This window comes from Pseudarthrobacter sp. 01T43, assembly GCF_056398665.1.
In genome coordinates, this window is the sequence record NZ_JBFTPV010000008.1 from 33496 (window position 1) to 57538 (window position 24043).

Consider the following 24043-nt stretch of genomic DNA (forward strand, 5'->3'; position numbering starts at 1 on the left):
ATTCCCCTGTAGTCCCGGGCCGCTCAGAGCGCCGCCGCCAGGCGGCCCTCTGCCTGGAGCATCCGCTCGATTAATCTGCGGACCCACATGCCGCCGGCGTCGATGTTCAGGCTGTAGAACTCGTAGTCAGGATTGGCGTCGATTGCTTCCTGCTGAGCCTTCAGCATGGCTTCGTCCTCACCAAACACGCCATGGACGCCATTGCGCAGCTGGGTGGTGATGACCTGGCTGTCCAGGCGATAGTTGCGCATGAAGGCCCAAAAGTAATGGCAGGTCTTGGCAGTCTCCGGGCTGATCGTGTTCATGACATAGCCGTTGACCCCGTGGCTGCGGTCGCCCTCCGGGGCACCCGTGCCGGCCTTGGCAACACCGACGTCGATGCGGATAGTGGAGGGCGCCTCGAAGCGGATGATCTGCCAACGGTCCACTTTGCCTTCGAAGCCGGGGAACTTGTCCCGCATGTTCTTGAGCCAGAACGGCGGGGCATCGATATTGTGCATCCACCGCGTGACAGTTACGGTCCGGTCATCGTGAGTGACCACGAAGTCGGATTCGCTGAGCTCTTCCTGGCCGATGCTGGAGGCGTGGACAAACTCCTCGTGAGTGAGGTCCATCAGGTTGTCCAGGACCAGCTGGTAATTGCACGGCGCGAAAATCGTCTCACCGTCACCTGCCCAGTCGGGGCTGTCCATTTGGTGCATATCCGGCACCAGGTCGGGGTCCGCCTTGGTCGGATCGCCCAGCCAGACCCAGACAAACCTATAACGCTCAACCACGGGGAAGGACGGGACTGTGGCAGAGGGATTGATGCTCTCCTGCGCCGGCATGGAGGCACAGCGCCCCGCGGAGTTGTAAACGATGCCGTGGTACGGGCATTGGATCCCGTCCTTGCCAACGGTTTTGCCCATGGACAAGGGTGCCAGCCGGTGCCAGCACGCATCCGCCAGGGCAATGGCCTTGCCGTCCTCGGTGCGGTACAGGGCCAGCGGCCGGTCCGCAATCCGGCGGGCCATCGGTTTGCGGGTCACCTCGTGGTCCCAGGCTGCGACGTACCAGGCGTTCAGTGGGTGACCGAGGACTTTGTTGGTGGTGGAACTGCTGGACTCAAGCACAGTCATCATTGACCTCTTTCGGGGTGGCCGGGCAACCTTCGGTGAAGGTGCCTGCCAGAGATGGAATCGTTCGTACCGGACAACTAACTATGAACATAGGTAGTGGCTTGGATCACAGACTATCTATAGATATAGTTAGTTGGCAAGACCTCGAAAGGAATCTCCATGAGTCTTCGCTTCGCGCTGTTGGCCCTCCTGACCGTCGAACCGATGACCGGATACGATCTGGCCAAGCGATTCGAGTCCTCCGTGGCATTTGTCTGGCACGCGCCGGACTCGCAGATTTACCCCGAACTGCGGAAGATGGCGAAAGAGAGGCTCCTCACGGCCGAAGAAATCTCATGGGGGCCCAACGGCAAAAAGACGCAGTATCGCATCACCCCTGAAGGCCGCGCGGCTTTCAGGCAATGGATGAACACGCCCCTGGAGTACGCCCGCGAGCGCGATCCGGTCCACCTGAAAGCTGCTTACCTCGAATGGGCCGAGCCGAGCATGGCAAAGCAACACATGCAGGCCCACGTTGAGTACCACAGGATGCGCCGCGGCCAATGGGCGGACATGATCCAGGGGCTACGGGACGGGACCAACGAAATGCTTGGCAAGCGCTTGGCCGCAACCGCCGAGCAGGATCGCCACCGCACCCTTGAATACAAGATCTTCACCTATGAGGGACTCATAGCCAGGGCGGACACGGAAATCGAATGGGGCCTGCGAGGCCTGGAGCTCATCGATTCACTCTCGGATACCCGTCCGGATGTTCAACCCATCCACACTCATCCCTCTACTTAAAAACTCCCGCGCCTCGCCGGCCTTGACTTAAATTAGAACATACCTTCGAATAGAGTGCATGAGATGGGATGCGCAAGCACTGATGCAGCGGCCTGCCGACGCCGCCGGAAACGTCGCAACACCGGCGTTGCTACCGCTCGCCGGGCTAGTCCGTTCGGTCACCACTCCCGAGTTCGCCGGCATCACCCTCCATGAGGTCACCGCCAAATCGGTGCTCAACAAGGTGGTTGCCGGTTCGCGGATGCCATTCGAATGGACCGTGAACCCGTACCGCGGCTGCAGCCATGCCTGCGTCTACTGCTTTGCGCGCAAGAGCCACACGTATCTGGACTTTGACGCCGGACTCGATTTCGACAGCCAAGTGGTCGTCAAGATCAACGCCGCCGAGGTGCTTCGAAAGGAACTCGCCAAGCCTTCGTGGGGCCGCCACCAGGTTGCACTGGGCACCAATACAGACCCGTACCAGCGGGCCGAGGGCCGCTACCAGCTCATGCCGGGAATCATTTCAGCGCTGGCGGACTCCGGCACGCCGTTGTCCATCCTCACCAAAGGGACGCTGCTGGCACGCGACATTCCGCTCCTGAAGCACGCTGCTGCCCAGGTTCCGGTCGGGGTCGGCATCTCGCTTGCCATGACGGACGAGGCACTGTCCGAGGCTGTGGAACCGGGCACGCCTGGGCCCCGGGCCCGGCTCAAGCTGGTCTCGCGCCTCCGCGACGCCGGACTCCCCTGCGGTGTGATGGCCATGCCCATCCTGCCTTGGCTCTCCGACAGCGACGAAGCTTTGGATGCCCTCTTCGGGTCCCTGGCTGCGGCCGGTGCCACAGGTGTGACGGCCGGCGCCCTGTACCTGAAGCCGGGCACCCGGGAATGGTTCATGCAGTGGATTGCCAAGAACCACCCCGACCTCGCCGGTCGCTACCGCGGCCTGTATGGGGCCGGATCATATGCCTCCAAGGAATACCGCATCTGGCTCGCGGCGAAAGTCCGCTACTTCAAGCAGCGGCACGGATTCACTAGCGGCCACGGGTTCAGCCACCGCGACCTTGAGGACGATCCCCGGGGTGAAGAAGCACAGTACCCCGAGGGGATCCTCCCGGTTTCCGGGCAGCCCGGCGCAGACAGCGGGCACGGATCCGGCGGCCCGGCCCTGCGCCAACCAACCCTGTTCTGACCAAGAGTTTTAACCACGTTAGGCGTCCAGGTCATGCGGACCTTCAGCGTGTGCGGGAGTGCAGCACCTGTGAGCTGAGCGCGTCCAGCAGGGCCTGGACAATGGGAAAATCGGCAGGAATCCAGGGAAGGTCAAGAACCGCTTGGTGATCTGCCAGGCCCACCCAGCGAAGTTCGTCGTGGTCCTCCAGCGGATGCGGCTCCCCTTCAGTGATTTCTGCCTGCCAGACCCGCATGCTTGCCCGCTCGTTCAGCCGCCATCCGGCGGGCTCGCCTGCCGGCAGTTCGGTCCCCAGCCGGACACCAACACCAAGCTCTTCCTTGAGTTCACGGTGCAGCGCGGCCTGGCATTCCTCGCCGGCTTCCACCTTCCCGCCGGGGAATTCCCAGAGTCCGGCAAACTGCTCCGGAGCCGTCCGCCGCGCCACCAGCATGCGGACAGGATGTTCCAACGAGTCCAGTATTGCTGCGCCAACTACCTGTATCTGTTCACTCACCGCCCCAGTCTATGAGCGACAATGGTTTCGGGGCCTTTCCCCAGCATCCCCTCTGAAAAGCAGGCACATGAGCAGCACCACCCGAACACCCACCACGTCCAGAGTGAAGACTCACAACATTGGTGCGGCCATCTTCGCTTTGGCCATGGGCGGAGTGGGGATCGGCGTCACGGAATTCACCATGATGGGCTTGCTCAAGGAGGTGGAGCAGGGACTCAACATCAGCACTCCGGAAGCAGGCCACCTCATTTCCGCTTACGCCCTGGGAGTGGTGGTGGGGGCGCCCCTGCTCGCCGCGGTCGGCGCCAAACTTCCCCGCAAACACCTCGCACTCGGACTGATGCTGTTCTTCACCTTGGCAAACCTGACTTCCTACTTTGCTCCGGACTACGGAACCATGCTGGTTTCCCGGTTTGCAGCGGGATTGCCACACGGTGCGTTCTTTGGCGTCGCGGCCGTGATCGCCGCCTCCCTGGTTCCAGCCAGCCGACGCGGCTGGGCCATTTCCATGGTGATGGCCGGTCTGTCAGTATCCAACGTTATTGGCGTTCCTGCCGCCACGTGGGTGGGACAGACTTTCGGCTGGCGGCTGCTGTTCGTCCTCGTGGGCGGCATTGGCGCCCTGACGCTGGTCCTGCTGTGGAGATTCGTGCCCTTCCAGGCGCCCCATCCGGACGCCAGCATCCGCCGCGAGTTGGGTGCGCTCAAACGGCTGCAGGTCTGGCTGGCAATCCTCATCGGCATCGTGGGCTTTGGCGGCTTCTTTGCCACCTACACGTACATTGCCCACACCATGACGATGGTGGCCGGTATCCCTGCTTCGCTGCTCCCCCTTGTGGTTGCGCTTTACGGGCTTGGCATGGTTGCCGGAACCGTGGTAGGCGGAAGGCTGGCTGACAAGTCCGTGATGGGTACCCTTTACTGGGTCCTGCCAGGCATCGCGGCCGCCCTGGTGATTTACGCCGTAGCCGTTCACTGGCCGTGGTCAGCCTTGGTCATGGTCTTTGTGGTGGGTGCATCGGGGTCCCTGCTCATCCCCGCACTCCAGACCCGCCTGTTGGACGCCTCACCCGACGCCCCTTCCCTGGCGTCCTCACTCAACCATGCAGCGCTCAACGTGGCCAACGCCTTAGGCGCCTTCCTGGGCGGCGTGGTGATCGCGTGGGGGTGGGGCTTCGTGGCGCCCGCGCTCGTGGGTGCGGTACTGGCCCTCCTGGGCCTCGCCGTCGCGGTCATCAGTGGCCTGCTGGAACGCAAAAAGCCGCTGACTGCCTGATCCGAGGGAACGGGCAGCCACCGGCCGCTCCGGGACAACCAGCTCCCTGATCCCTGTTCAGGGCGCCCTGAACAGGGATCAGGCCTGGGAGTCCTGCGGCCGTGGCTCGGCCGGGACCTGGCCGGCACCTTGCGCGTCTTCGCGGTACAGATCCGGTTCCAGATAGATCACGCGGGCGATCGGAACAGCGCTGCGGATCCTGGACTCTGCGCCGTCAATGGACGCGGCGATGTCCCTGCCCGTTTCGGCGGCCCCCACGGAAATCTTTGCGGCCACCAGCAGCTCCTCCGGTCCGAGGTGAAGGGTCTTGAGGTGGATGATGCGGTTGTGCCCTCCGGCCTCGATGGCCTCACTGATCCGGACCACGTCGTCCCGCGTGGCAGACTCCCCCAGGAGCAGGGACTTGGTTTCGACCGCCAGCACCACGGCGATAGCCACAAGCAGCAGGCCGATCATGCCGGTGCCTGCGGCGTCCCAGATGCCGTTCCCGGTAATGAGGGTCATGCCAACTCCGACGAGCGCGAAGGCCAGGCCAAGAAGCGCCCCGAAGTCCTCCAACAGGATCACCGGCAACTCAGGCTGTTTGGCCGTGCGAACAAAGCTCACCCAGCCCTGGTTACCACGAATGAGGTTTGACTCGATGATCGCCGTCCGGAAGGAGAAGGACTCAGCCGCGATGGCCCCGATCAGCACAGCCAACGGAACCCACCAGAAGTCCCCTTCAATGCCATGCGGGTCCTGTAACTTGTTCCACGCCTCGAACAGCGCAAAAAGGCCACCCACGCTGAAGAGCACGATGGAGACGATGAAGGCGTAAATGTAGCGTTCGCCGCCATACCCGAACGGATGCTCAGCGCTGGCTGCCTTGCGGGCGCGTTTGCCACCGATCAGCAGCAACAGCTGGTTGCCCGAGTCTGCGACGGAGTGGATGGCTTCCGCCAGCATGGACGAGGAAGCGGTAAGGATGAACGCGACGAACTTGAGGACAGCGATGGTCAGGTTCGCGGCAAGCGCCGCGACAATCGCTTTGGTACCGCCATGTGCAGCCACGGAAGCCCCCTTCAGGGTCACGGAACGAGCAATGATCATCACAGGGCCGGAATGGGCCCCGTCCATCAATACCGTACCTTTTCAGCTGAAACCACACCCCCGCGACAGGCACTAAGCCTGCTGACAATGATGCAACCGTGTGTTAGCTTGAACACTAATCGGGACATTTAAAATCCCGACGAAATATGAAGGAGGAGACATGGGCTTTCTAGGCTGGATCATTCTCGGACTCATAGTAGGTGCCATTGTTAAGGCAGTCATGCCTGGCAGGGTCGGCGGCGGCTGGGTCACCAGCCTGGTGCTCGGCGTAGTCGGGGCAATTGTCGGCGGCTGGATCGGTGACCTGCTCTTCGGCGGCGGCAAGATGGAATTCTGGAATCTCGGTTCCTGGCTCCTGGCCATTGTTGGCGGCCTCGTCGTTGCCGGCATTTACGGCGCCATCACGGGACGCAGCAAGTCCACGCGGGCACCTTAATAACTTCACGCAATCTATTCACTACGAAGGGCCCCGAAAATTTCGGGGCCCTGCCTTATTCTCCGGAGGCGCCTGTCACCCCGCCTGTTCGGGTTCGGACGGCGTCTTGTTGGGACCGCGCACTGGCATAGAGGCACACCGTCGCCGCCGTACCCAGGTTCAGGCTCTCCGCTGCTCCATAGACGGGCACAGCCACCCGGTGGTCGGCCAAGGCCAGTTCAGCTTCTGAGAGCCCCTGCGCTTCGTTCCCGAAGAGCCACGCTGTTGGCCCCTCTAACGCATACGCCGATTCGACGCCGGAGGACGCAATGCGACGGGCGGCGTTTTGGTCCTGGAGCGTATCCAGGTTGACGTCGCCGTCGCCATCGGCGGCCAGCAACCCAATCCCCCGAGCACGGCACGCGGCTGCCACGTCTGAAATGTCGGCGCCCAGGACCACGGGCAGATGGAACAGGGAACCGGCCGTGGACCGGACCGCCTTGGGATTATAAATATCGACGCTGGAGGCGGTCAGGATGACGGCGTCCGCCCCGGCTGCGTCAGCTGCCCGGAGGACGGTGCCGGCGTTGCCGGGGTCCCGGACCTGACACAGCACGGCAAGCAGCCGCGGGCCGGCGTCGAGGACCTGCTCCAGGCTCACGTCCAGGAAACCGCAGACCGCGAGAATGCCCTGCGGGGTGACCGTGTCCGCCATCGCGGCAAGGACTTCGTCGGTGGTGAGGTAGGCGTCCGTGCCCTCGGCGAGAGCCTCCAGGTCCGGGTGCCGGTCGAGGCACGCCTCACTCGCGTAGACCTCGTATACGACACCGGGCTCCCCCGCAGCGATCCGCTTCCGGTGCAGCGTCAAAGCCTCACGGACAGCCTGCGGACCCTCCGCCAGGAACTCGCTGCGCTTTAAACGGGCCGGGCGCCCGGCAAGCTGTGCCACCTTCCTCACCCGATCAGCTCGGGGATTGGAAAGTGGCAAATCTTGCGGGCGCCCGGTTTCGTTCATATAAGAACCTTAGTGGCTTCAGCCACCAGTCCTCGAACGGCCTTCAGTGCTACTTTGCAGCCGGAGCCGACGTGTCAGCAGGCAGGGAATCCTTGGCAATCTTCACCAGTGCAGCGAAAGCGTTGGCGTCAGAGACAGCCAGCTCGGCCAGCATACGGCGGTCAACCTCGACCTCAGCGGCCTTCAGGCCCTGGATCAGACGGTTGTAGGTGAGGCCGTTGGCGCGGGATGCAGCGTTGATACGCTGGATCCACAGGCGACGGAAGTCACCCTTTTTCTTTTTGCGGTCACCGTAGCTGTACACAAACGAGTGCAGCAGCTGCTCTTTGGCCTTGCGGTACAGGCGTGAACGCTGTCCACGGTAGCCCTTTGCGCGTTCAAGGATAACCCGGCGCTTCTTGTGGGCGTTGACCGCCCTCTTCACACGTGCCACGTGCGTACTCCTTCGAAAATCTGATCCCAAGCATCTACTGCCGGAACAACCGGCTGGCCTGAGAAGCCTTTTTGGTAGTTGACTGCTGCCAGGTGGCATCAGTCAGAGAACTTGGAACTTAGATGCCGAGCATCTTCCGGATGACCTTTGCGTCACCCTTGAAGACGATCTTGTCGCCGGCGAGACGACGAGTCAGCCTGGAGGACTTGTGCTCCAGGTAGTGGCGGCGGTTGGCCTGCTGGCGGCGCAGCTTGCCGCTGCCGGTCAGCTTGAAGCGCTTCTTAGCACCACTGTGGGTCTTCATCTTCGGCATGGGAACCGATCTCCTTACGTATCCACAGACATTGTCTGCAGTTCTTTCGAGCAGCCACCCCTGCAGGCGGCATGCTGGTTGCGTACTGCCGGAGGAAACCTCCTGCAGCTTTGAACTAGGTAGTCTTCTTGCCGGCCGGCTTCGGAGCTGCCTTGGGGGCAGGCCTCGCAGCCGGCTTCGGAGCTGCCGGCCGGGCTACCGGCTTGGGCATCGGTACCGGCGGCCTCGGAGCTGCCGGAGCCGGAGCGGCTGCCTTGGCTGCCTCGGCGGGCTTGGCCTCGGGAGCCTTGGCCGGAGCCGGGGCTGCCTTGGGGGCCTCCCGTTTGGGAGCAGCGGCCTTCGGGGCAGCCTGCTTGGGCGCCTCCTGTGCAGCGGCTTCCTTCACCGGAGCTTCCTTCGCAGCAGCTTCCTTTGCAGGGGCTTCCTTGGCGGGAGCTTCCTTCGCCGGGGTCTCGGCTGCAGGTGCAGCAACGGGCGCCTCGGCTGCTTCAGCCTTGGCGGGCGCTGCCGTTTCCGGAGCTGCCGCCTCAGTGGCTTCAGTTTCAGGGGCCTCCGTTTCAGGGGCCTCCGTCTCGGGCTGCGTGGTGATGGCGAAACCTTCCGGAAGAAGGTCAGCCAACGACTGGGTCAGCGGCGCTTGGTCGTCACCGGTGACGTCGATGCGGCCCGAAGCCTTGGCTTCGTTCTGTGCCTTGGCCTCTGCACGCTGCGATGCGCGGCGTGCCTCAGCCTTGGCCTCGGCCTTGTTCTTGAGCGGGCCCACGACCATCACCATGTTGCGGCCGTCAATACGCGGGCTTGACTCAACAACACCAACCTCGGCGACGTCGTCAGCGAAACGCTGGAGCAGGCGGATGCCCATCTCCGGACGCTGCTGCTCGCGGCCACGGAACTGGATCATGGCCTTGACCTTGTCACCTGCACCGAGGAAGCGGAGCGCATGGCCGCGCTTGGTCTCGTAGTCATGCGTGTCGATCTTCAGACGGAAGCGGATTTCCTTCAGAACCGTGTTGGTCTGGTTCTTCCGCGCTTCACGTGCCTTGACTGCGGCCTCGTACTTGTACTTGCCAAAGTCCATCAGCTTACACACCGGAGGCTTGGCCTGGGGTGCTACTTCAACGAGATCAAGATCGGATTCAGCAGCCAAACGCAGGGCATCCTCAATACGGACGACTCCTACCTGTTCACCTGCAGGGCCGACCAGCCGCACCTCGGGGACGCGGATACGCTCATTGATTCTTGGCTCGCTAATGTTAAAGCTCCTGTGATTGATGTAGTAACCCACCGGCAAATAGAGAAGGCCCCCAATTGCCGGAGCAATCGAAGGCCTCGATGATCGGATGCACAGGGCCCCGAAGAGGCTGTGCGCAGTTCTTCGGGCTCAACGCCTGATGAACTGTCCGACCGGTACCCGGCAACCTTGCTTCCCTGGAATGACTTCCGGTGGGAAAACGGCTGACGCGGGTGGGAGAGAACTCCGCTTGCAAACTGGATGCCATTCTACAGAAAAAATCCCTCACGACGCAGCGGGGCGCCGGTGGGACCTTAACACAGCAAAATAACGACATTCAGTCGGTCTGTGACAAGCTTACCAGTATGAGTACCCCAGACAGCAATTCATACGTTTTCGAGGCTGCCCCGGCCGAAGCTGACGTGAGCCAGCAAATCCGCGACATCTCCGAGGTGGCGGCCATTGAGGTCATCACCACCGCCGCCGTTCACCTGATGAGTGCAGCAGCCGTAAAGCTCGGCCTCGCCGCCGAGGACAACGCGGAGGAACTGAAGGACCTGGACGAGGCCCGCAAACTCATCACCGCCCTTGCCGGCCTGGTGACGGCGGCTGCCCCCGAAATCGGCTCCCAGCACGCCGGGCCGTTGCGTGATGGCCTGCGTTCCCTGCAGCTCGCCTTCCGCGAAGAGTCCGTCATTCCTGACGCCCCGGGCAAGGGCCCCGGCGAGAAGTACACTGGCGCGGTCAACTAGTACCTGACCAGGAATTCCTTCAAGAAACCAAATCACGACGGCGGCGGGCGGACCACGGAGGTCCCCACCAGGCAAAGCACAACTCCAGCTAAGCCCACTGCCACAAACCCTCCGGACGGCCCCGTCCCGTCGATGAAGATTCCGGCAAGGGGCGCTCCCAGCGCCACACCGGCTGTCAGCGCAGAGCCATACCAGCCCATCGCCTCGCCGCGGCGGTCCTCAGCCACCAGGTCAGCAACTTTTTCGGAAGCCGCTGAGAGCACAGGTGCGCACAGGAGCCCCGGAAGGATCGAAACAAACGCCAGGGTCCAGGTATCGTGCGCGAAGCCCATCGGGATGGTCAATGCTGCCATGCCGAGGAGCAGGACGATCGGCGAGACCGGCCGGTGCATGGCGCCGTAGACCAATCCACCGATGACGGACGCGGCGCACCAAAAGAGGAAAACGATGCCAATTTCGCTTTGGTGCCCGCCGGTTTCCAGGGCCGCAACAATGCCGACGTCGGTGCCGCTGAGCACCATCCCGGTTCCCGCCGCAACCGCAAAGACCGCCGCGACGGTGGCAGTGAACCAGGCAAAATTGTGAGCCACTTTGCCGCGCAGGCCAACCCGCCCGCCGCGGGCGGTTTCCGTACCGGCCGGCACAAGGTCGGCCGCCGCCTCCTGGACATGCGCGGGCGCTGCGCACACCACCGCCACTTCCGCGGCGTGCCGTTGGTCCGCCTCGCCTTCCTCGGTCTGCGTGGCGCTGCGCGTGGGTGGATTGAACCACATCAGGAACAGGCCGGCGAGGGACGTGGACGCACCCACCACGGTGAGCCCCAGAACGGTGAAGCCGCTGGTGGCCACGACGGCGCCGACGGCGGGTCCGATCATAAACACGATCTCCGTGGCGATCGAGTCCAGGGCAAAAGCGGTCCGCCGCTGGGTCCCGTCCGCGAGGACGCCCAAGGACTGTCGGATCACGCTGAAGATCGGCAGGGTCAGCAGGCCGCCGATGAACACCAACGGCAACAGCAACTCGTAGCTGACATGCGGCACGACGGACCAGATGACTGCTTCGGAAACTACTGATGGGATAAGGGCCCTGCGCAGGCCAACCGTGTCAACACGCCGGCCGCGCCAGGGCGCGCCCACAGCTATGCCGATAGTCATTACCGCTGCAGCTGCGCCGGCGGCGGCATAGCCCTTGTCCAGGGTGAGGACGATATGCAAGGTCAGCAGGACGCCTGCGGCCGAGTGCGGGATACGGGCCACCATACCCACAAGCAGGAGCCGCCTGATGGGCTCGACGGCGAGCAACTCCCGGTAGAGAGCGAAATTCACGGGGAATCCTTTGGGTCTGGCACGGGCAGCCCGAGGGGTCTCCCCGGTGACCGTCAGCTACTGAACCGCGCGCCGCAACTTGATTTCCATCGAATCGACCCGCTCCCCAAACAATACAGTCCGGGACCAGGCAGCCTGAAGTCCGGCCACGAGTTCCTGGACCCCGGCGGCATCAAGGCCGTCCTCGAGGTAGAGAACCGCCTGCAGTTCCGGTCCGGCGCCGCCCCCGGAGAGCGGGACTCCCCCGCCGGTCACGGCGGCAACTCCGGAGCCCGGAAGCAGTTCGATGTTCCGGACCGCCGGGAATTCGGCCGCCGCGGTGGCCATTTCGGCTGCCAGCGAGGCATCCCTGTAAGAGGGAATCCACTCCTGCTGTTGTGCAAGCGCCCAGACTGCAGGCCGACGGACCACGAGGGTAACGTCCGAGCCGGGGTCAAGGACCAGCAATTCGGCCCCCTCGGCGACGGCTGACAGCGCGGCGCGGGCCGCGTAGACAGCCACAGGCCGTGCGTCAGGATGCCAGGCGGCCAGGCGGCCAGAAGACGTGAACGCGGGCATGGCTGTCCGGCCGTCTGCGGCCTTCAGGGTGACCAGCGCCATGTCTGCCTGCTTGTCCGCAGTGAGCCCGTCCACGCCCTCCGCTTCGGCGCCGAGCTGCGCGATGATGGGGATGAAGACGCGGGCAGTGGCGAGCGTGGCCACCACTACCGCTTCGTCGCCGCTGCCGCCAACCAGCGCCGCCACGGCGGCGAGGTAACCGGCGTCGGCCGTTCCGTCGTCGTCCCCGAAGTTGTGGATCTTGGCGTCGTCCCCGGCCAGGCTACGGCCTTCCCAAGGCCTCCCCGCCGAGTCTGCGGGGCCACCCGCACCGGCAAGGGCTGCGGCGATATGCCCGGGCAGGTGTCGCTGGACGGGAGCCCCGCCAGCAAGTCCTGGAGTGTGCGTGCTGTCCACGGGGCCGGACTAGCGGCGTCCGGCGACGCCGAGGGCTTCCGGCAGCGTAAACGCACCGGCGTAGAGCGCCTTGCCGACGATCGCGCCCTCCACGCCCAGGGGCACCAGGGACCGGAGCACTTTTAGGTCGTCAAGGCTGGAAATACCGCCCGAGGCCACTACCGGCTTGCCGGTTTTCTCCACCATCCGACGCAGCAGTTCCACGTTGGGGCCCTGCAGGGTACCGTCCTTGGTGACGTCGGTGACAACGTACCGGGCGCAGCCGGCCTCCTCCAGGCGGCCCAGAACATCCCAGAGGTCACCGCCTTCCTTGGTCCAGCCCCGGCCCGCCAGTGTTGTTCCGCGGACATCAAGGCCGACGGCGATCTTGTCACCGAAACGTTCGATGGCCCTGCGGGTCCATTCCGGGTTCTCCAGTGCCGCTGTACCGAGGTTGACGCGGGCCACGCCAAGACCAAGGGCCGCCTCAAGGGACTCGTCGTCCCGGAGGCCACCGGAGAGCTCCACGTTGATGTCCAGCCGGCCTACAACTTCGCGGAGCAGCTCTGCGTTGGAGCCGCGGCCGAAGGCAGCGTCAAGATCCACCAGGTGCACCCACTCGGCGCCCTGCTGCTGCCAGTTGAGGGCTGCTTCCAGCGGTGTGCCGTAGCTCGTCTCGCTGCCGGCCTCCCCCTGGACCAGCCGAACGGCCTGGCCGTTAACGACGTCGACGGCGGGCAGCAGTTCAAGAACCGGCAGGTCGGTTGCGGTGGTCATCTCAAATCCTCTTCAATGTTGTGATGCTGGTGGAGCGGAGTGTGGGGGTGCGCCGGCAGTCTAGTTGCCGGGAAGCGTCAGCAGGTAGGCAGCCAACAACGCCATTCCGGCGAGGACGTAAAAACTAATCTGCGTCCACAGCGGTTTGTGCTGCTGCCGGAAGGACAGGGCCCCGCCTACCAGGATGCCCGCCAGGCCCATCAGGACGATGGACCACATCTAGGCTGCATCCGCACGGGCCGGTTTGCGAAGGCCGTCCACCCAGTTGCGCAGCAGCCGGGCACCGGCATCACCGGACTTTTCCGGGTGGAACTGGGTGGCGCAGAGCGGGCCATTTTCCACCGCGGCGATGAAGCGGGCACCGTGTTCGGACCAGGTCACCAGCGGCGCCGTCATCCGGGGCTGGATCACATCGAAGTTCCACTTCTGGACACCGTAGGAGTGGACGAAGTAGAACCGCTCGTTCTCAACGCCGGCGAAAAGCTTTGAGCCTTCAGGTACCTGCACCGTGTTCCAGCCCATGTGCGGCACAACGTCCGCGGGAAGGAGTTCCACCTTGCCGGGCCACTCCCCCATACCTTCGGCTTCGGTCCCGTGCTCGACCCCGGCTTCGAACATCACTTGCAAGCCGACGCAGATGGCCAGGACCGGCCGGCCGCCAGCCACCCGCCGGCCGATCAGCCGGATGCCGTCCACGGCTTTGAGCTCACGCATCACGGTTTCAAAGGCACCCACGCCAGGCACCACCAGGCCGTCGGCATTGAGCACGTCCTCGGGCCTGGAGCTCAGGATGACCTCGGCACCGGCCCGTTCGAGGGCACGGACCGCTGAGCGGACGTTGCCTGAACCGTAGTCGAGCACGGTGACTGTGGGTTTACCTTCGGGCGACACGGGCTTGTTACCCGTAGCCGGATCGATCACCGCACCATCACGAAGGATCTGGCCGCTCACAGGGCACCCTTGGTGGACGGGATCCCCTCAACGCGGGGGTCCGGTTCGACGGCGGCACGCAGGGCGCGGGCGAAGGCTTTGAACTGCGCTTCCGCGATGTGGTGGGGGTCGCGGCCGGAAATGACATTCATGTGCAGGCAGATGCCGGCGTGCAGTGTGATGGCCTCAAAGACGTGACGGGTCAGCGAACCGGTGAAGTGGCCGCCAATCAGGTGGTATTCCTGCCCGGCGGGCTCGCCGCCGTGCACGAGGTAGGGGCGCCCGGAGACATCAACGACGGCGTTCGCAAGGGCTTCGTCGAGGGGCACCGTGGCTTCTCCGAACCTGCGGATGCCGGCCTTGTTGCCCAGCGCGGTGCGCAAAACCTCGCCGAAGGTAATGGCGACGTCCTCCACTGTGTGGTGGACATCAATATGGGTGTCACCGGTGGCCTTGACGGTCATGTCAATGAGCGAGTGCTTGCACAGCGCCGTCAGCATGTGGTCGTAGAAGGGGACGGACGTGTCGATGTCCGATACGCCCGTGCCATCGAGGTTGATCTCCACGAGCACTGACGATTCACTGGTGGCACGCTCCATGCGTGCGGTCCGGGGCGCGGCAGCGTTCGATCCGGTGGAACTCATGATTATCTGGTCCTTCTAACGCAGGAGTGGTAGGGCGCGCTGAGGCGCCGGCAGTTCAAGTCTAGGCGGGGAGCTTCGATCGGCTGGTCAGGATGCCCTCCAGGGAGGCCAGGAAGGCTGTGGTCTCCCTCTCAGTTCCCGCTGTGACCCGCAAGTGGCCGGGGATCCCGACGTCGCGAATCAGCACGCCCGCGTCCAGCAATTGCTGCCAGACCTCGTGCGGGCTGTCCAGGCCGCCGAAGAAGACATAGTTTGAATCGGAGGCCGCCGGTTTGAGGCCCATCCGGGTCAATTCCGTGACAATGCGGTCCCGCTGTTCCTTGATGTCCTGGACGTCCGCCATCAGGGCGGTCCGGTGCTGAAGGGCGGCCAGGGCGGTAGCCTGGGTGATCGCGGAGAGGTGGTAGGGCAGCCGCACCAGGCGGAGGGCATCCGTCACCTCCGGCGCAGCAGCCATGTAGCCGAGGCGCGCTCCGGCAAGAGCGAACGCTTTGCTCATGGTGCGGGACACAATCAGGCGTTCCCTGCCCGGCAGCAGGGTAAGGGCACTGGGCGTGCCGTCATGGGCGAACTCATGGTACGCCTCGTCGACGATCACGATGGTCTGGCTGGCCTCGCCGGCCGCATACACGGCCTCCACCACGTCCAGGCCAAGGCCTGTACCGGTGGGGTTATTAGGCGAACAAAGGAAAACGACGTTCGGCTGAAGTTCCTTGACCTGCAACGCGGCGGATTCTGCACTGAGGCCGTATCCCTCAGCGCGCTGACCGACGATGTACTCGGTGTCAGTCCCGCTGGCCAGCAAGGGGTACATGGAATACGTGGGCGGGAACCCGAGGGCCTTGCGGCCCGGGCCGCCGAATGCCTGCAGGATCTGCTGGAGAACCTCATTGGATCCATTGGCGGCCCAGATGTTAGTGGCATCGAGTCCGTGACCCAGGTACTCGGCCAGTGCTTCCCGGAGCTCGGTGAACTCGCGGTCCGGGTAGCGGTTGAGCCCGGTTGCGGCTTCCGTTACGGCTGCTGTAATGGCGGCCTGCACATCCGCCGGAACGCCATGGGTATTCTCATTGACGTTCAACAGGATGGGAACATCCAACTGCGGGGCACCATAGGGGGTAAGCCCGCGAAGATTGGTCCGGAGGGGAAGTCGGTTCAGACGCTCTAGCTGGTCATTCACCTGAACAGTTTAGTTCCGAAGGCGATGGCCGGAAAATGTGACGGCAATCCGTGGACCTGTCCACGGTTAATCTGGCCCTTGCCGGCGACTAACGCTGGCCCTTCCCGTCGACTAGCGGGTGGGAACAAAGAGCTGCTGGCCAGGTACCACGCCGCCGCCCGTGAGGTTGTTCAGTTGAACAATGTCCGCAATGACGTCCCGGGCGTCACGCTGGGGTGCTACGGTGCCGGCAATGGCCCAGAGGGACTGCCCCGGCTGGACCGTCACCGTGATGGTGGGCGTGACGGAGAGACCAGCTGCGGAATCTGCCGCCTTCGCCGGAGAGGTAAGAAAACCAACCAGTGAGAGAAGGATCGCTGCAAGGAGCACCAACGGGATGCCGATGAGGACAACCCGGCCCCGGCGGGTAAGACGGAGCGGCGGCAAGGACTCCTTGCGTTGCTGTGACGTCAGGTGCTCGACGGAAATGAACTGCGGACGGGAATCCTGTGAAGCAGATATAGCTGACATGAGATGAGCCCTCCTGGACCATACTGTGCTGCCCGGCGTGACCTCCAGGTCGCCAACGCACTAAGGCTCAAGCCTCCGCATGTGGCGGATATTCGAATCCGCTGGCAACGAGTAGAACACATATTCGAACTTTGCTTCCTCAGTTTTAGCACTTATCAACGAACATTGTCGAGACTCGCTAGAACAAATGTTTGAAAAAGCCATGTGGCTGGCCTACGTTTGGATCAAAAGATCAACCACTCGTGTAGTTGATCAGCAGGGTCTGACATTCAAAGCAGCCCGGCCATTCCGGCAACTAACAGCCGGACCGGAACCGGGGCAACCGAAAGGCATTGGCGAACATGGCAGCACCAGCCGCCGAGGGCAAGGCGACTCCGCAGGGCCGCCAGCCCCAGAGGACCCCGAAGGGGCTCACTGCCCGCCAGAAGAAGATCCTCGAAACCATCCAGCGTTCCGTCAATGACAACGGCTACCCGCCCTCGATGCGGGAAATCGGCGACACTGTCGGCCTGGCCAGCCTTTCGAGCGTCACCCACCAGCTCTCCCAGCTGGAGAAGCTGGGTTACCTGCGCCGGGACCCGAAGCGGCCCCGTGCCATGGAAGTCCTGATGCCGCTGACGCTGGACGGGGGGACCGGCAAAAACGGCGCGTCGGCCAAACCGGGCCTGCATAGCGTCGGCGGTACTGGTACCGAAATTCCCAGTGCCATGGACACTGCCATGGTGCCGCTGGTTGGGCGTATCGCTGCAGGTGGACCGATCCTGGCCGACCAGATGGTGGAGGACGTGATGCCGCTGCCCCGGCAACTTGTAGGGCAGGGCGAGCTGTTTATGCTGCGCGTCGCCGGCGACTCAATGGTGGACGCCGCGATCTGCGACGGCGACTGGGTGGTGGTCCGCCGGCAGGCCGACGCCGCCAACGGCGACATTGTTGCGGCCCTTTTGGACGACGAAGCCACAGTGAAGACCTTCCGCCAGCGCGACGGCCACACCTGGCTGTTGCCCCAGAACACCCAGTACGAGCCGATCCTCGGGGATCACGCCACGATCATGGGGAAAGTCGTTTCGGTCCTGCGGTCGCTGTAGCACCCGGGCCGAGCGGGCAGGCCTCAGGCGCCCTTTCCGGCCAGCCTTTCGAGTGCCGCAAATGTTGTCTTACGGTCCGTGGTGGGCCAGAACGGCGGGAGTGCGGCGCGCAGGAAGCCGGCGTAACGCTCCGTGGCCAGGCGTGAATCGAGCACGGCCACCACACCCTTGTCCCCCGTCGAACGGATCAGCCGGCCTGCCCCCTGGGCCAGGCGGATGGCCGCGTGCGTGGCGGAGACCGCCATGAAGCCGTTACCGCCGGCCTGCGCCACGGCGCGGGAGCGGGCGGTCATGAGCGGATCATCGGGCCGCGGGAAGGGAATTCGGTCGATGACCACCAGCCGGCAGGATCCGCCGGGAACGTCAACGCCCTGCCACAGCGACATGGTGCCGAACAGGCAAGTATCGGGCTCGTCAGCGAACTGCTTCACGAGCGCCGTCATGGTGGAGTCGCCCTGACAAAGAATGCTGAGCCCGAGCCGTGGTCGCATCGCCTCAGCCGCTTCTTCTGCCGCACGGCGCGATGAAAAGAGGCACAACGCACCGCCGCCGGAAGCCCGGATCAGCGCCTCCAGCTCGTCCAGCGCCTCCGGTGACGCTCCCCGCCCTGGTTTGGGCAGGTGCCCGGCGACATAGAGGATCCCCTGCTTGGGATAATCGAACGGCGAGCCGACGTCGATGCCGGTCCAACTCGGCGCGCCCTCCCCTACCAGCCCCAGGCCGCCGGCGGCCGGTTCGAACGCAGAACCGATGGCCAAGGTTGCCGAGGTCAGCACAACGGTGTGGCCGGCGAACAAGCCCTCGCGCAACTTACCGGCAACACTGAGCGGCGCAATGTTGATCAAGGCAGGAGACGTCTCGTCAGGCTGCGAGTAGCCCTGCTGCGGGTCGAAGGAGCTGGCCCGGGAAAACCAGACGACTTCGCGGTTCTCGCGGGCGACTATGAGGCGTTCGCACAGTTCCAGGATCAGCATCAGCCGCGAGCGGGCGAGCTGCCGCCCGCCGTCGGCCGTCTGGCTGCCATCCCCCTTGGAATCTGAGAGGGCAGCCCGGCAGGCCTCCCGCAACTGATCCACGCAGTCCAACTGTTCGTCGTTGAGCCCGTTGGGCAGCAGCCCGTTCGGGACTCCCGCCAAGGCGAGTTCGAGGTTGGCGGCGGCCGCATTAAGTGCGTCAACGGTGATGGCGGTGTGCTTACGGGCGCCGGCTGCCGCCGCGTGGACCATGGCCACGGAAAGCTGCCCGGAGACCGCGCCGGTGACCCTGTCCTGGAGTTCGTGGGCCTCGTCCACCACTACGACGTCGTATTCGGGCAGTACGGCAAGGCCTTCAAACGCGCTGACGGCCAGCATGGCATGGTTGGTGACCACGACGTCAGCTTCGGCCGCATCATGGCGGGCCAGTTCGCTGAAGCATTCGGCCGCCATCGGGCACTTCTGCGCGCCCAGGCATTCCATCGACGTCACCGAGACCTGCCGCCAGGCGCGGTCGGTGACGCCGGGAAGGAGCTCGTCGCGGTCTCCCGTGGCGGTTTTTTCCGCCCATTCCCGCAGGCGAACCACTTCCTTGCCCAGTTGCGACGACGGGCCGCCGAGGGCGGCGGCGAAGTGCGGGACGCTGGTGTCTTCGCCGAGGGAGAAAAGCTGGCCCTCGGCGGGTTCCTCGGACGGGAACCCGCCTTCCAGCTTGTGCCGGCAAACATAGTTTGAGCGGCCCTTGACGAGTGCCACCTTGACGGGGCGGTCCAAGGCAGGGGTGATGGTTTTCAGCAGGCGGGGAAGGTCGCGGCCCACAATTTGGGTCTGCAGCGCAAGGGTTGCGGTGGAAACCAGTGTGGGCTTGTTGCTCACGAGGGAATGCGCAATCAGCGGGATGAGGTAGGCAAGCGACTTTCCGGTGCCGGTGCCGGCCTGGACCAGAAGGTGGTCTCCGGTTTCGATGGCTTTCGCCACCTGCCGGGCCATTTCGTGCTGGCCGGCCCGGCTTTGGCCACCCATCCCCGCGACAGCGCGGTCGAGCAGTTCAATGACGAACTGCTCGCCGGCCGTATCGGAAATCTCCCCTGCCACCAGGTCAGTCATTGCTGACGAAGGATTCCAGTTCAGCGGCGAGGCCCTCCCGGACCATGACCACAACACGCGTGCCGTGTTCGCCGTGATCCAGGCTGAGGATCTCGGCGTCGGTCTCGTGCAGCTTGCTGATCAGGTCACCACGGTCGTACGGGATCAGCAACTCGAGTTTGACGCTGGGCCGCGGAATCCCGTCGCTGATGGCCTTGAGCAGTTCGGCGATTCCCTGGCCGGTCCGGGCCGACACCACCACGTGGCGGGGCTCGCGCTGCTTGAGGCGTTCCACGACAAACGGGTCGGCGGCATCGGCCTTGTTGAGGACAATGATCTCTGGCACGTTGCGGGCGTCAACCTCACTGAACACCTTGCGGACCGCCGCGATCTGGCCTTCGGGGTCCGGATGTGACACATCCACCACGTGCAGGATCAGATCGGAGTCAGCCACTTCCTCCAGCGTGGAGCGGAACGCTTCCACCAACTGGGTAGGGAGGGAACGGACGAATCCCACGGTATCGGCCAGCGTGTACCCCAGCCCATCGGACGTTTCTGCTTTGCGGACAGTCGGATCCAGGGTGGCGAACAGGGCGTTCTCCACGAGCACGCCGGCGTCGGTAAGCCGGTTGAGCAAGGAGGACTTTCCGGCGTTTGTGTACCCGGCGATTGCCACGGACGGCACTGAATTACGACGGCGATTGGCCCGCTTCGTTTCCCGTGCCGGCTTCATCGCGGCGATCTCCCGCCGCAGCTTGGCCATGCGTGTACGGATCCTGCGGCGGTCCAGTTCGATCTTCGTCTCACCGGGTCCGCGCGAACCCATGCCGGCACCGGCGCCACCCACCTGGCCACCGGCCTGCCGGGACATCGATTCGCCCCAGCCACGCAGGCGCGGCAGCAGGTATTCAAGCTGCGCCAACTCAACCTGGGCCTTGCCTTCACGGCTCTTGGCGTGTTGGGCGAAGATGTCCAGGATCAGGGCCGTGCGGTCAATGACCTTGACCTTCACGATGTCTTCGAGGCTACGGCGCTGGGACGGCGCCAGTTCGGCGTCGACCACCACGGTGTCGGCGCCAGTGGCCATAACGATTTCCTTGAGCTCCTGCGCCTTGCCGGAGCCAAGGAATGTGCCCGGGTCCGGTTTGGCACGGCGCTGCACCAGCCCATCCAGGACTTCCGAGCCTGCCGTCTCTGCGAGGGCTGCGAGCTCACGGAGTGAGTTCTCAGCGTCAGCGAGGGTACCCTCGGACCAAAGACCTGCCAGTACCACCCGTTCGAGCCGCAACTGCCGGTATTCGACTTCGGTGACATCTTCGAGTTCTGTGGAGAGCCCCGCCACGCGCCGTAAAGCCCGGCGTTCGTCGAGGTCCTGCTGGTCGCCGTCGTAGCTTGTGTGTTCGTCTGCCTGGCGGGAGATGGCTTGGGCCCTGCCCAGCACGGCCTTTTCGCCGTCGGCAGCTTTGACGTTCCTGGCCGGGACATCCTTGGCGAGGATCCGGTCGATGACAGCTTGGATCTCCTCTGGACTCATGTCCTGGGCTGCTGGATCGGAACCGGTGTTGGGCTGGCTGGTCATGTTCTCCTTTGAAGATTCGGCATTTTCAGAATAGTGCCGTTTGTTGGTATCTGGTGAAGTATTCGCGCTGGGCTGACGGCTTGCAGTCATCCTGGCCTCCTGGTCTGCTCTGCGGCCGGACAAACCGATGGCGCGCAGGGTGGGTCGCATCACAGTTGATGCGTGGAGTGATGGAAAGGGCGCAGGCAATCTCAGAAAAGGGACCGGCGTGGGGCTGATCACTCGAGTCTGACCCTGCGGCAGGACAGGTACGGAAGAACCGCCCTGTGGCGCACAGACGGAAGGCTAAACCTGCATCGCTGTGGGGCACGGGCTTCGGGACGGACAGCTGCGAAAGGCGCAGCCCCGGTCCGGCTACTCGAAGATCAAGAACATGGGTTCAAGATTAGCAGAACCGGACGCTGCGGTTTCGCAGGGGCCGTTTCGCATTGTCCTGTGCGGCCAACTAATCTGGCCAGTTATGGAGTCCGCACACTATTTCAGCGCATCGCCCGCAGGGCCGTTCACCCGCAAGCCCCTGACGGTGGAACTGGCCGGCGCAACGCGTACCCTCCAGACGTCCGCCGGGATCTTCAGTCCCGACGCCATCGACAAGGGAACAGCGGTCCTCCTTGCCGAAGTCCCGGCGCCCTCCCCAACCGGGAACCTCCTGGACATCGGCTGCGGCTGGGGGCCCATCGCCCTGACCCTTGCCCTGCGGGCGCCCCATGCCCAGGTTTACGCCGTTGACGTCAATGAACGCTGCATCACCCTGACCAATGAAAACGCGGCCCTGCTGGGTCTGGGCAACGTGGTAGCCAGCGCCCCGGACTCGGTGGATCCGGACCTGCGCTTCGATACCATCTGGTCCAATCCGCCCATCCGGATCGGCAAGGACGAACTGCACAGCCTGCTCAAACTGTGGCTCCCCCGGCTGGCACCCGGCGGCTCAGCGTGGCTGGTGGTGCAGAAGAACCTTGGTTCGGACTCGCTTCAGCGCTGGCTGTCCGCTGAACTGGACGGCTCGTTCACCGTCACCCGCGAGAGCACCGCAAAATCCTTCCGGATGCTGCGGGTCAGGAAAGCGTCCCACTAGCCACAATCACGGCGGGGCCGCTGAGTTCGACGTGCTCGTGGCCTGCTGCCCCCACGAAGAATTTGACCCTGACTACCCCGCCCGGCACGTTAACCAGCCAGGAGTCCGGAGCCTCGGCCCCGGCCCAGTGCCTGGTGGCCACCGCTGCAGCGCACGCCCCGGTGCCGCAGGACTGCGTTTCCCCGACGCCGCGTTCGTGGACACGCATGGTGACGGTACCGACGCCGTTGTGGACCAGCGGTTCGGCGGGCACCACAAATTCGACATTCGTGCCATTGGCGGGCAGTGGATCCACCAGTGGAGCGGTAAACAGCCTGGTGGCTTCCAACTCGGACAGTTCCGCGAGGGCGACCACCGTGTGCGGATTGCCCATGCTGACGGACAGCGCCGGCCGGGGAACTTCCAGGCCGTCCGCCGTCACGAGGGAATCCATGGCCTTGGCAGTCGCTTCGCCGGGGAAAATGAACTCCCACGGCCCCATATCCACCGCGTAGCTGTCGCCTGTCCGGACAACTGTCTTGGGACCGCCCCGCGTTCCGATGGTCAGCGATCCGCCGTCGGGCAGGTCAACCAAACCCTCGGCACGCAGGAAGTGCACAAAGACGCGGACGCCATTGCCGCACATTTCCGAGAGGGACCCGTCACCGTTGCGGTAGTCCATGAACCATTCCGCCGCAGGGCTGGTTTTCAGCAGTTCGCGGCCTTCGGACAGGTAGCGGGACGGAACGGCCCTGATCAGGCCGTCCCCGCCGATGCCGCGGTGCCGATCGCACAGGGCGGCAACCTGCCCGGCGTCGATGGTGTGGACGCCCTCAGGATCGGCGATCAACACAAAGTCGTTGCCCGTGCCGTGGCCCTTGGAGAAGCGAAGTCCGCCCAGCGAACGGTAGGCGGGCTCGGTGGTCTCTGCGGGGGTTGCGTCCATGCTCCTAGGTTACCGGCCCTTACCGCATCACTTACACAGTGCTGCGGCCTGCGCAGTCAGGTCCGGTGCCTGCCAGTCCAGCCAGCTGATACGGGGATCCGCCCGGAACCAGGTGAGCTGGCGTCTGGCGAATTGCCGGGTGGCCACGATGGTGTCCCCGGTGGCCTCCGCGACGGTTGCGACGCCGTCGAGCACCTTGAGGAATTGGGCGTAGCCCAGTGCCCGGGGCGCGGTCTTGCCGCTGCGCAGTCCTGCCGCGTCCAGTCGGCCCACTTCCGCCAGCAGGCCCTGGTCCACCATCCTGTGCACGCGTACGCCCAGCCGTTCACGAAGTGCATCGCGGTCCACGGCCAGTCCGATCTGCACCGCCGGCTGGAAGTACTCCCGCTGGGGCATAAAGGAACTAAAGGGCCTGCCCGTGAGCTGGTGCACCTCCAGTGCCCTGACGATGCGACGGGCATCGCTGACCCGGCCGGCGGAGACGGGGTCCACTTCCCGGAGCCGGGCGAGGAGTGACTCCGGTCCTGACTGCTCGAGCTCGGCTTCCAGGTTGCGCCGGACTACGGGGTCGGTACCGGGGAACTCAAGAACGTCCAGTACTGCCCGCACGTAGAGACCGGATCCGCCCGCCAGGATGGCGCGCTTGCCGCGGGCGTGGATGCCGCTGATGACCTCCCGGGCCTGCTGCTGGTAGTCAGAAACGCTCGCTTCCTCGGTGACGTCCAGGGTGTCCAGGAGGTGGTGGGGTACGCCGCGCCGTTCGGCCGGAGTGATCTTGGCGGTGCCAATGTCCATGCCCCGGTAGAACTGCATGGCATCGGCGTTGATCACCTCGCCATCCAGCTCGATTGCCAGGCTGACCGCAAGATCGGACTTACCTGAGCCCGTGGGACCAACTACCGCGATGACCGGAGGCTGGGCCACC

General features: G+C 64.3%; 26 protein-coding genes. 7 read left to right on the forward strand and 19 right to left on the reverse strand.

What is annotated here, in order from left to right; translation table 11 throughout:
• Positions 1 to 23: 23 nt before the first annotated feature.
• Positions 24 to 1118, reverse strand: a complete 1095-nt coding sequence (locus AC1DIM_RS09690; protein WP_477710270.1) for an aromatic ring-hydroxylating oxygenase subunit alpha — start codon at positions 1116 to 1118, stop codon at positions 24 to 26.
• Positions 1119 to 1277: 159 nt separating this feature from the next.
• On the opposite strand from AC1DIM_RS09690, the gene AC1DIM_RS09695 reads away from it, so the two are divergent.
• Complete coding sequence (locus AC1DIM_RS09695) at positions 1278 to 1901, forward strand: PadR family transcriptional regulator (RefSeq protein WP_477710271.1); 624 nt, start codon at positions 1278 to 1280, stop codon at positions 1899 to 1901.
• 58 nt (positions 1902 to 1959) lie between these two features.
• Positions 1960 to 3075: an Rv2578c family radical SAM protein gene (locus tag AC1DIM_RS09700; RefSeq protein WP_477710272.1), complete on the forward strand. Its 1116-nt coding sequence runs from the start codon at positions 1960 to 1962 to the stop codon at positions 3073 to 3075.
• 43 nt (positions 3076 to 3118) lie between these two features.
• Here AC1DIM_RS09700 and AC1DIM_RS09705 read toward each other — a convergent pair whose 3' ends face one another.
• On the reverse strand, positions 3119 to 3571 hold the full coding sequence (locus tag AC1DIM_RS09705; protein ID WP_477710273.1) for a (deoxy)nucleoside triphosphate pyrophosphohydrolase: 453 nt from the start codon (positions 3569 to 3571) through the stop codon (positions 3119 to 3121).
• Between the two features lie 67 nt (positions 3572 to 3638).
• Between AC1DIM_RS09705 and AC1DIM_RS09710 the strand changes: the two genes are divergently transcribed.
• Positions 3639 to 4847: an MFS transporter gene (locus AC1DIM_RS09710; protein ID WP_477710274.1), complete on the forward strand. Its 1209-nt coding sequence runs from the start codon at positions 3639 to 3641 to the stop codon at positions 4845 to 4847.
• Positions 4848 to 4925: 78 nt separating this feature from the next.
• Here AC1DIM_RS09710 and AC1DIM_RS09715 read toward each other — a convergent pair whose 3' ends face one another.
• On the reverse strand, positions 4926 to 5897 hold the full coding sequence (locus AC1DIM_RS09715) for a cation diffusion facilitator family transporter (RefSeq protein ID WP_477710275.1): 972 nt from the start codon (positions 5895 to 5897) through the stop codon (positions 4926 to 4928).
• 199 nt (positions 5898 to 6096) lie between these two features.
• Between AC1DIM_RS09715 and AC1DIM_RS09720 the strand changes: the two genes are divergently transcribed.
• A complete protein-coding gene (locus tag AC1DIM_RS09720) occupies positions 6097 to 6372 on the forward strand; it encodes a GlsB/YeaQ/YmgE family stress response membrane protein (RefSeq protein ID WP_441874241.1) in 276 nt (91 codons plus the stop codon).
• A gap of 55 nt (positions 6373 to 6427) precedes the next feature.
• Here AC1DIM_RS09720 and AC1DIM_RS09725 read toward each other — a convergent pair whose 3' ends face one another.
• From AC1DIM_RS09725 to infC, 4 genes are all read right to left on the reverse strand, one after another.
• Positions 6428 to 7366: a TrmH family RNA methyltransferase gene (locus tag AC1DIM_RS09725; protein WP_477710276.1), complete on the reverse strand. Its 939-nt coding sequence runs from the start codon at positions 7364 to 7366 to the stop codon at positions 6428 to 6430.
• Positions 7367 to 7415: 49 nt separating this feature from the next.
• Positions 7416 to 7799: a 50S ribosomal protein L20 gene (gene rplT / locus AC1DIM_RS09730; RefSeq protein ID WP_164201051.1), complete on the reverse strand. Its 384-nt coding sequence runs from the start codon at positions 7797 to 7799 to the stop codon at positions 7416 to 7418.
• A gap of 118 nt (positions 7800 to 7917) precedes the next feature.
• Complete coding sequence (rpmI, locus tag AC1DIM_RS09735; RefSeq protein WP_009358635.1) at positions 7918 to 8112, reverse strand: 50S ribosomal protein L35; 195 nt, start codon at positions 8110 to 8112, stop codon at positions 7918 to 7920.
• A gap of 115 nt (positions 8113 to 8227) precedes the next feature.
• Positions 8228 to 9397: a translation initiation factor IF-3 gene (infC, locus tag AC1DIM_RS09740; protein WP_477710277.1), complete on the reverse strand. Its 1170-nt coding sequence runs from the start codon at positions 9395 to 9397 to the stop codon at positions 8228 to 8230.
• A gap of 311 nt (positions 9398 to 9708) precedes the next feature.
• Between infC and AC1DIM_RS09745 the strand changes: the two genes are divergently transcribed.
• Positions 9709 to 10095 (forward strand): DUF1844 domain-containing protein, encoded by a 387-nt coding sequence (locus AC1DIM_RS09745; protein WP_477710278.1) that lies wholly within the window; start codon positions 9709 to 9711, stop codon positions 10093 to 10095.
• Positions 10096 to 10127: 32 nt separating this feature from the next.
• Here AC1DIM_RS09745 and AC1DIM_RS09750 read toward each other — a convergent pair whose 3' ends face one another.
• From AC1DIM_RS09750 to AC1DIM_RS09785, 8 genes are all read right to left on the reverse strand, one after another.
• Positions 10128 to 11420 (reverse strand): MFS transporter, encoded by a 1293-nt coding sequence (locus tag AC1DIM_RS09750; RefSeq protein ID WP_477710279.1) that lies wholly within the window; start codon positions 11418 to 11420, stop codon positions 10128 to 10130.
• A 57-nt stretch (positions 11421 to 11477) separates the two neighbouring features.
• Complete coding sequence (locus AC1DIM_RS09755) at positions 11478 to 12374, reverse strand: SseB family protein (RefSeq protein WP_477710280.1); 897 nt, start codon at positions 12372 to 12374, stop codon at positions 11478 to 11480.
• Between the two features lie 9 nt (positions 12375 to 12383).
• Complete coding sequence (priA, locus tag AC1DIM_RS09760; RefSeq protein ID WP_477710281.1) at positions 12384 to 13130, reverse strand: bifunctional 1-(5-phosphoribosyl)-5-((5-phosphoribosylamino)methylideneamino)imidazole-4-carboxamide isomerase/phosphoribosylanthranilate isomerase PriA; 747 nt, start codon at positions 13128 to 13130, stop codon at positions 12384 to 12386.
• Positions 13131 to 13190: 60 nt separating this feature from the next.
• Positions 13191 to 13349 (reverse strand): hypothetical protein, encoded by a 159-nt coding sequence (locus AC1DIM_RS09765; RefSeq protein WP_477710282.1) that lies wholly within the window; start codon positions 13347 to 13349, stop codon positions 13191 to 13193.
• On the reverse strand, positions 13350 to 14081 hold the full coding sequence (gene hisH / locus AC1DIM_RS09770; RefSeq protein WP_477710283.1) for an imidazole glycerol phosphate synthase subunit HisH: 732 nt from the start codon (positions 14079 to 14081) through the stop codon (positions 13350 to 13352).
• Complete coding sequence (gene hisB / locus AC1DIM_RS09775) at positions 14078 to 14704, reverse strand: imidazoleglycerol-phosphate dehydratase HisB (RefSeq protein WP_477710284.1); 627 nt, start codon at positions 14702 to 14704, stop codon at positions 14078 to 14080. Before hisB ends, hisH begins: the two co-directional genes overlap by 4 nt.
• Positions 14705 to 14765: 61 nt before the next feature.
• A complete protein-coding gene (locus AC1DIM_RS09780) occupies positions 14766 to 15884 on the reverse strand; it encodes a histidinol-phosphate transaminase (protein ID WP_477710285.1) in 1119 nt (372 codons plus the stop codon).
• A gap of 111 nt (positions 15885 to 15995) precedes the next feature.
• A complete protein-coding gene (locus AC1DIM_RS09785) occupies positions 15996 to 16394 on the reverse strand; it encodes a LysM peptidoglycan-binding domain-containing protein (RefSeq protein ID WP_477710286.1) in 399 nt (132 codons plus the stop codon).
• A gap of 341 nt (positions 16395 to 16735) precedes the next feature.
• On the opposite strand from AC1DIM_RS09785, the gene lexA reads away from it, so the two are divergent.
• Positions 16736 to 17479, forward strand: coding sequence for a transcriptional repressor LexA (gene lexA / locus AC1DIM_RS09790; protein ID WP_477710287.1), 744 nt, complete (start codon positions 16736 to 16738; stop codon positions 17477 to 17479).
• Between the two features lie 23 nt (positions 17480 to 17502).
• On the opposite strand, the gene AC1DIM_RS09795 is transcribed toward lexA, so the two are convergent.
• Both AC1DIM_RS09795 and hflX read right to left on the reverse strand, forming a co-directional pair.
• Entirely contained in the window at positions 17503 to 19560 is a 2058-nt protein-coding gene (locus AC1DIM_RS09795; RefSeq protein WP_477710288.1) for an ATP-dependent DNA helicase, read from the reverse strand.
• Positions 19553 to 21118 carry a GTPase HflX gene (gene hflX / locus AC1DIM_RS09800; RefSeq protein ID WP_477710289.1) on the reverse strand — a complete coding sequence of 522 codons (1566 nt, stop codon included), beginning with the start codon at positions 21116 to 21118 and terminating at the stop codon, positions 19553 to 19555. The genes AC1DIM_RS09795 and hflX overlap by 8 nt, the downstream gene beginning before the upstream one ends.
• Before the next feature lie 460 nt (positions 21119 to 21578).
• Between hflX and AC1DIM_RS09805 the strand changes: the two genes are divergently transcribed.
• Positions 21579 to 22193 carry a class I SAM-dependent methyltransferase gene (locus AC1DIM_RS09805; protein ID WP_477710290.1) on the forward strand — a complete coding sequence of 205 codons (615 nt, stop codon included), beginning with the start codon at positions 21579 to 21581 and terminating at the stop codon, positions 22191 to 22193.
• On the opposite strand, the gene dapF is transcribed toward AC1DIM_RS09805, so the two are convergent.
• Positions 22174 to 23118 (reverse strand): diaminopimelate epimerase, encoded by a 945-nt coding sequence (dapF, locus tag AC1DIM_RS09810; protein WP_477710291.1) that lies wholly within the window; start codon positions 23116 to 23118, stop codon positions 22174 to 22176. The two genes, AC1DIM_RS09805 and dapF, sit on opposite strands and share 20 nt — an antisense overlap.
• Before the next feature lie 27 nt (positions 23119 to 23145).
• A complete protein-coding gene (miaA, locus tag AC1DIM_RS09815) occupies positions 23146 to 24042 on the reverse strand; it encodes a tRNA (adenosine(37)-N6)-dimethylallyltransferase MiaA (protein ID WP_477710292.1) in 897 nt (298 codons plus the stop codon).
• Position 24043 lies beyond the last annotated feature (1 nt).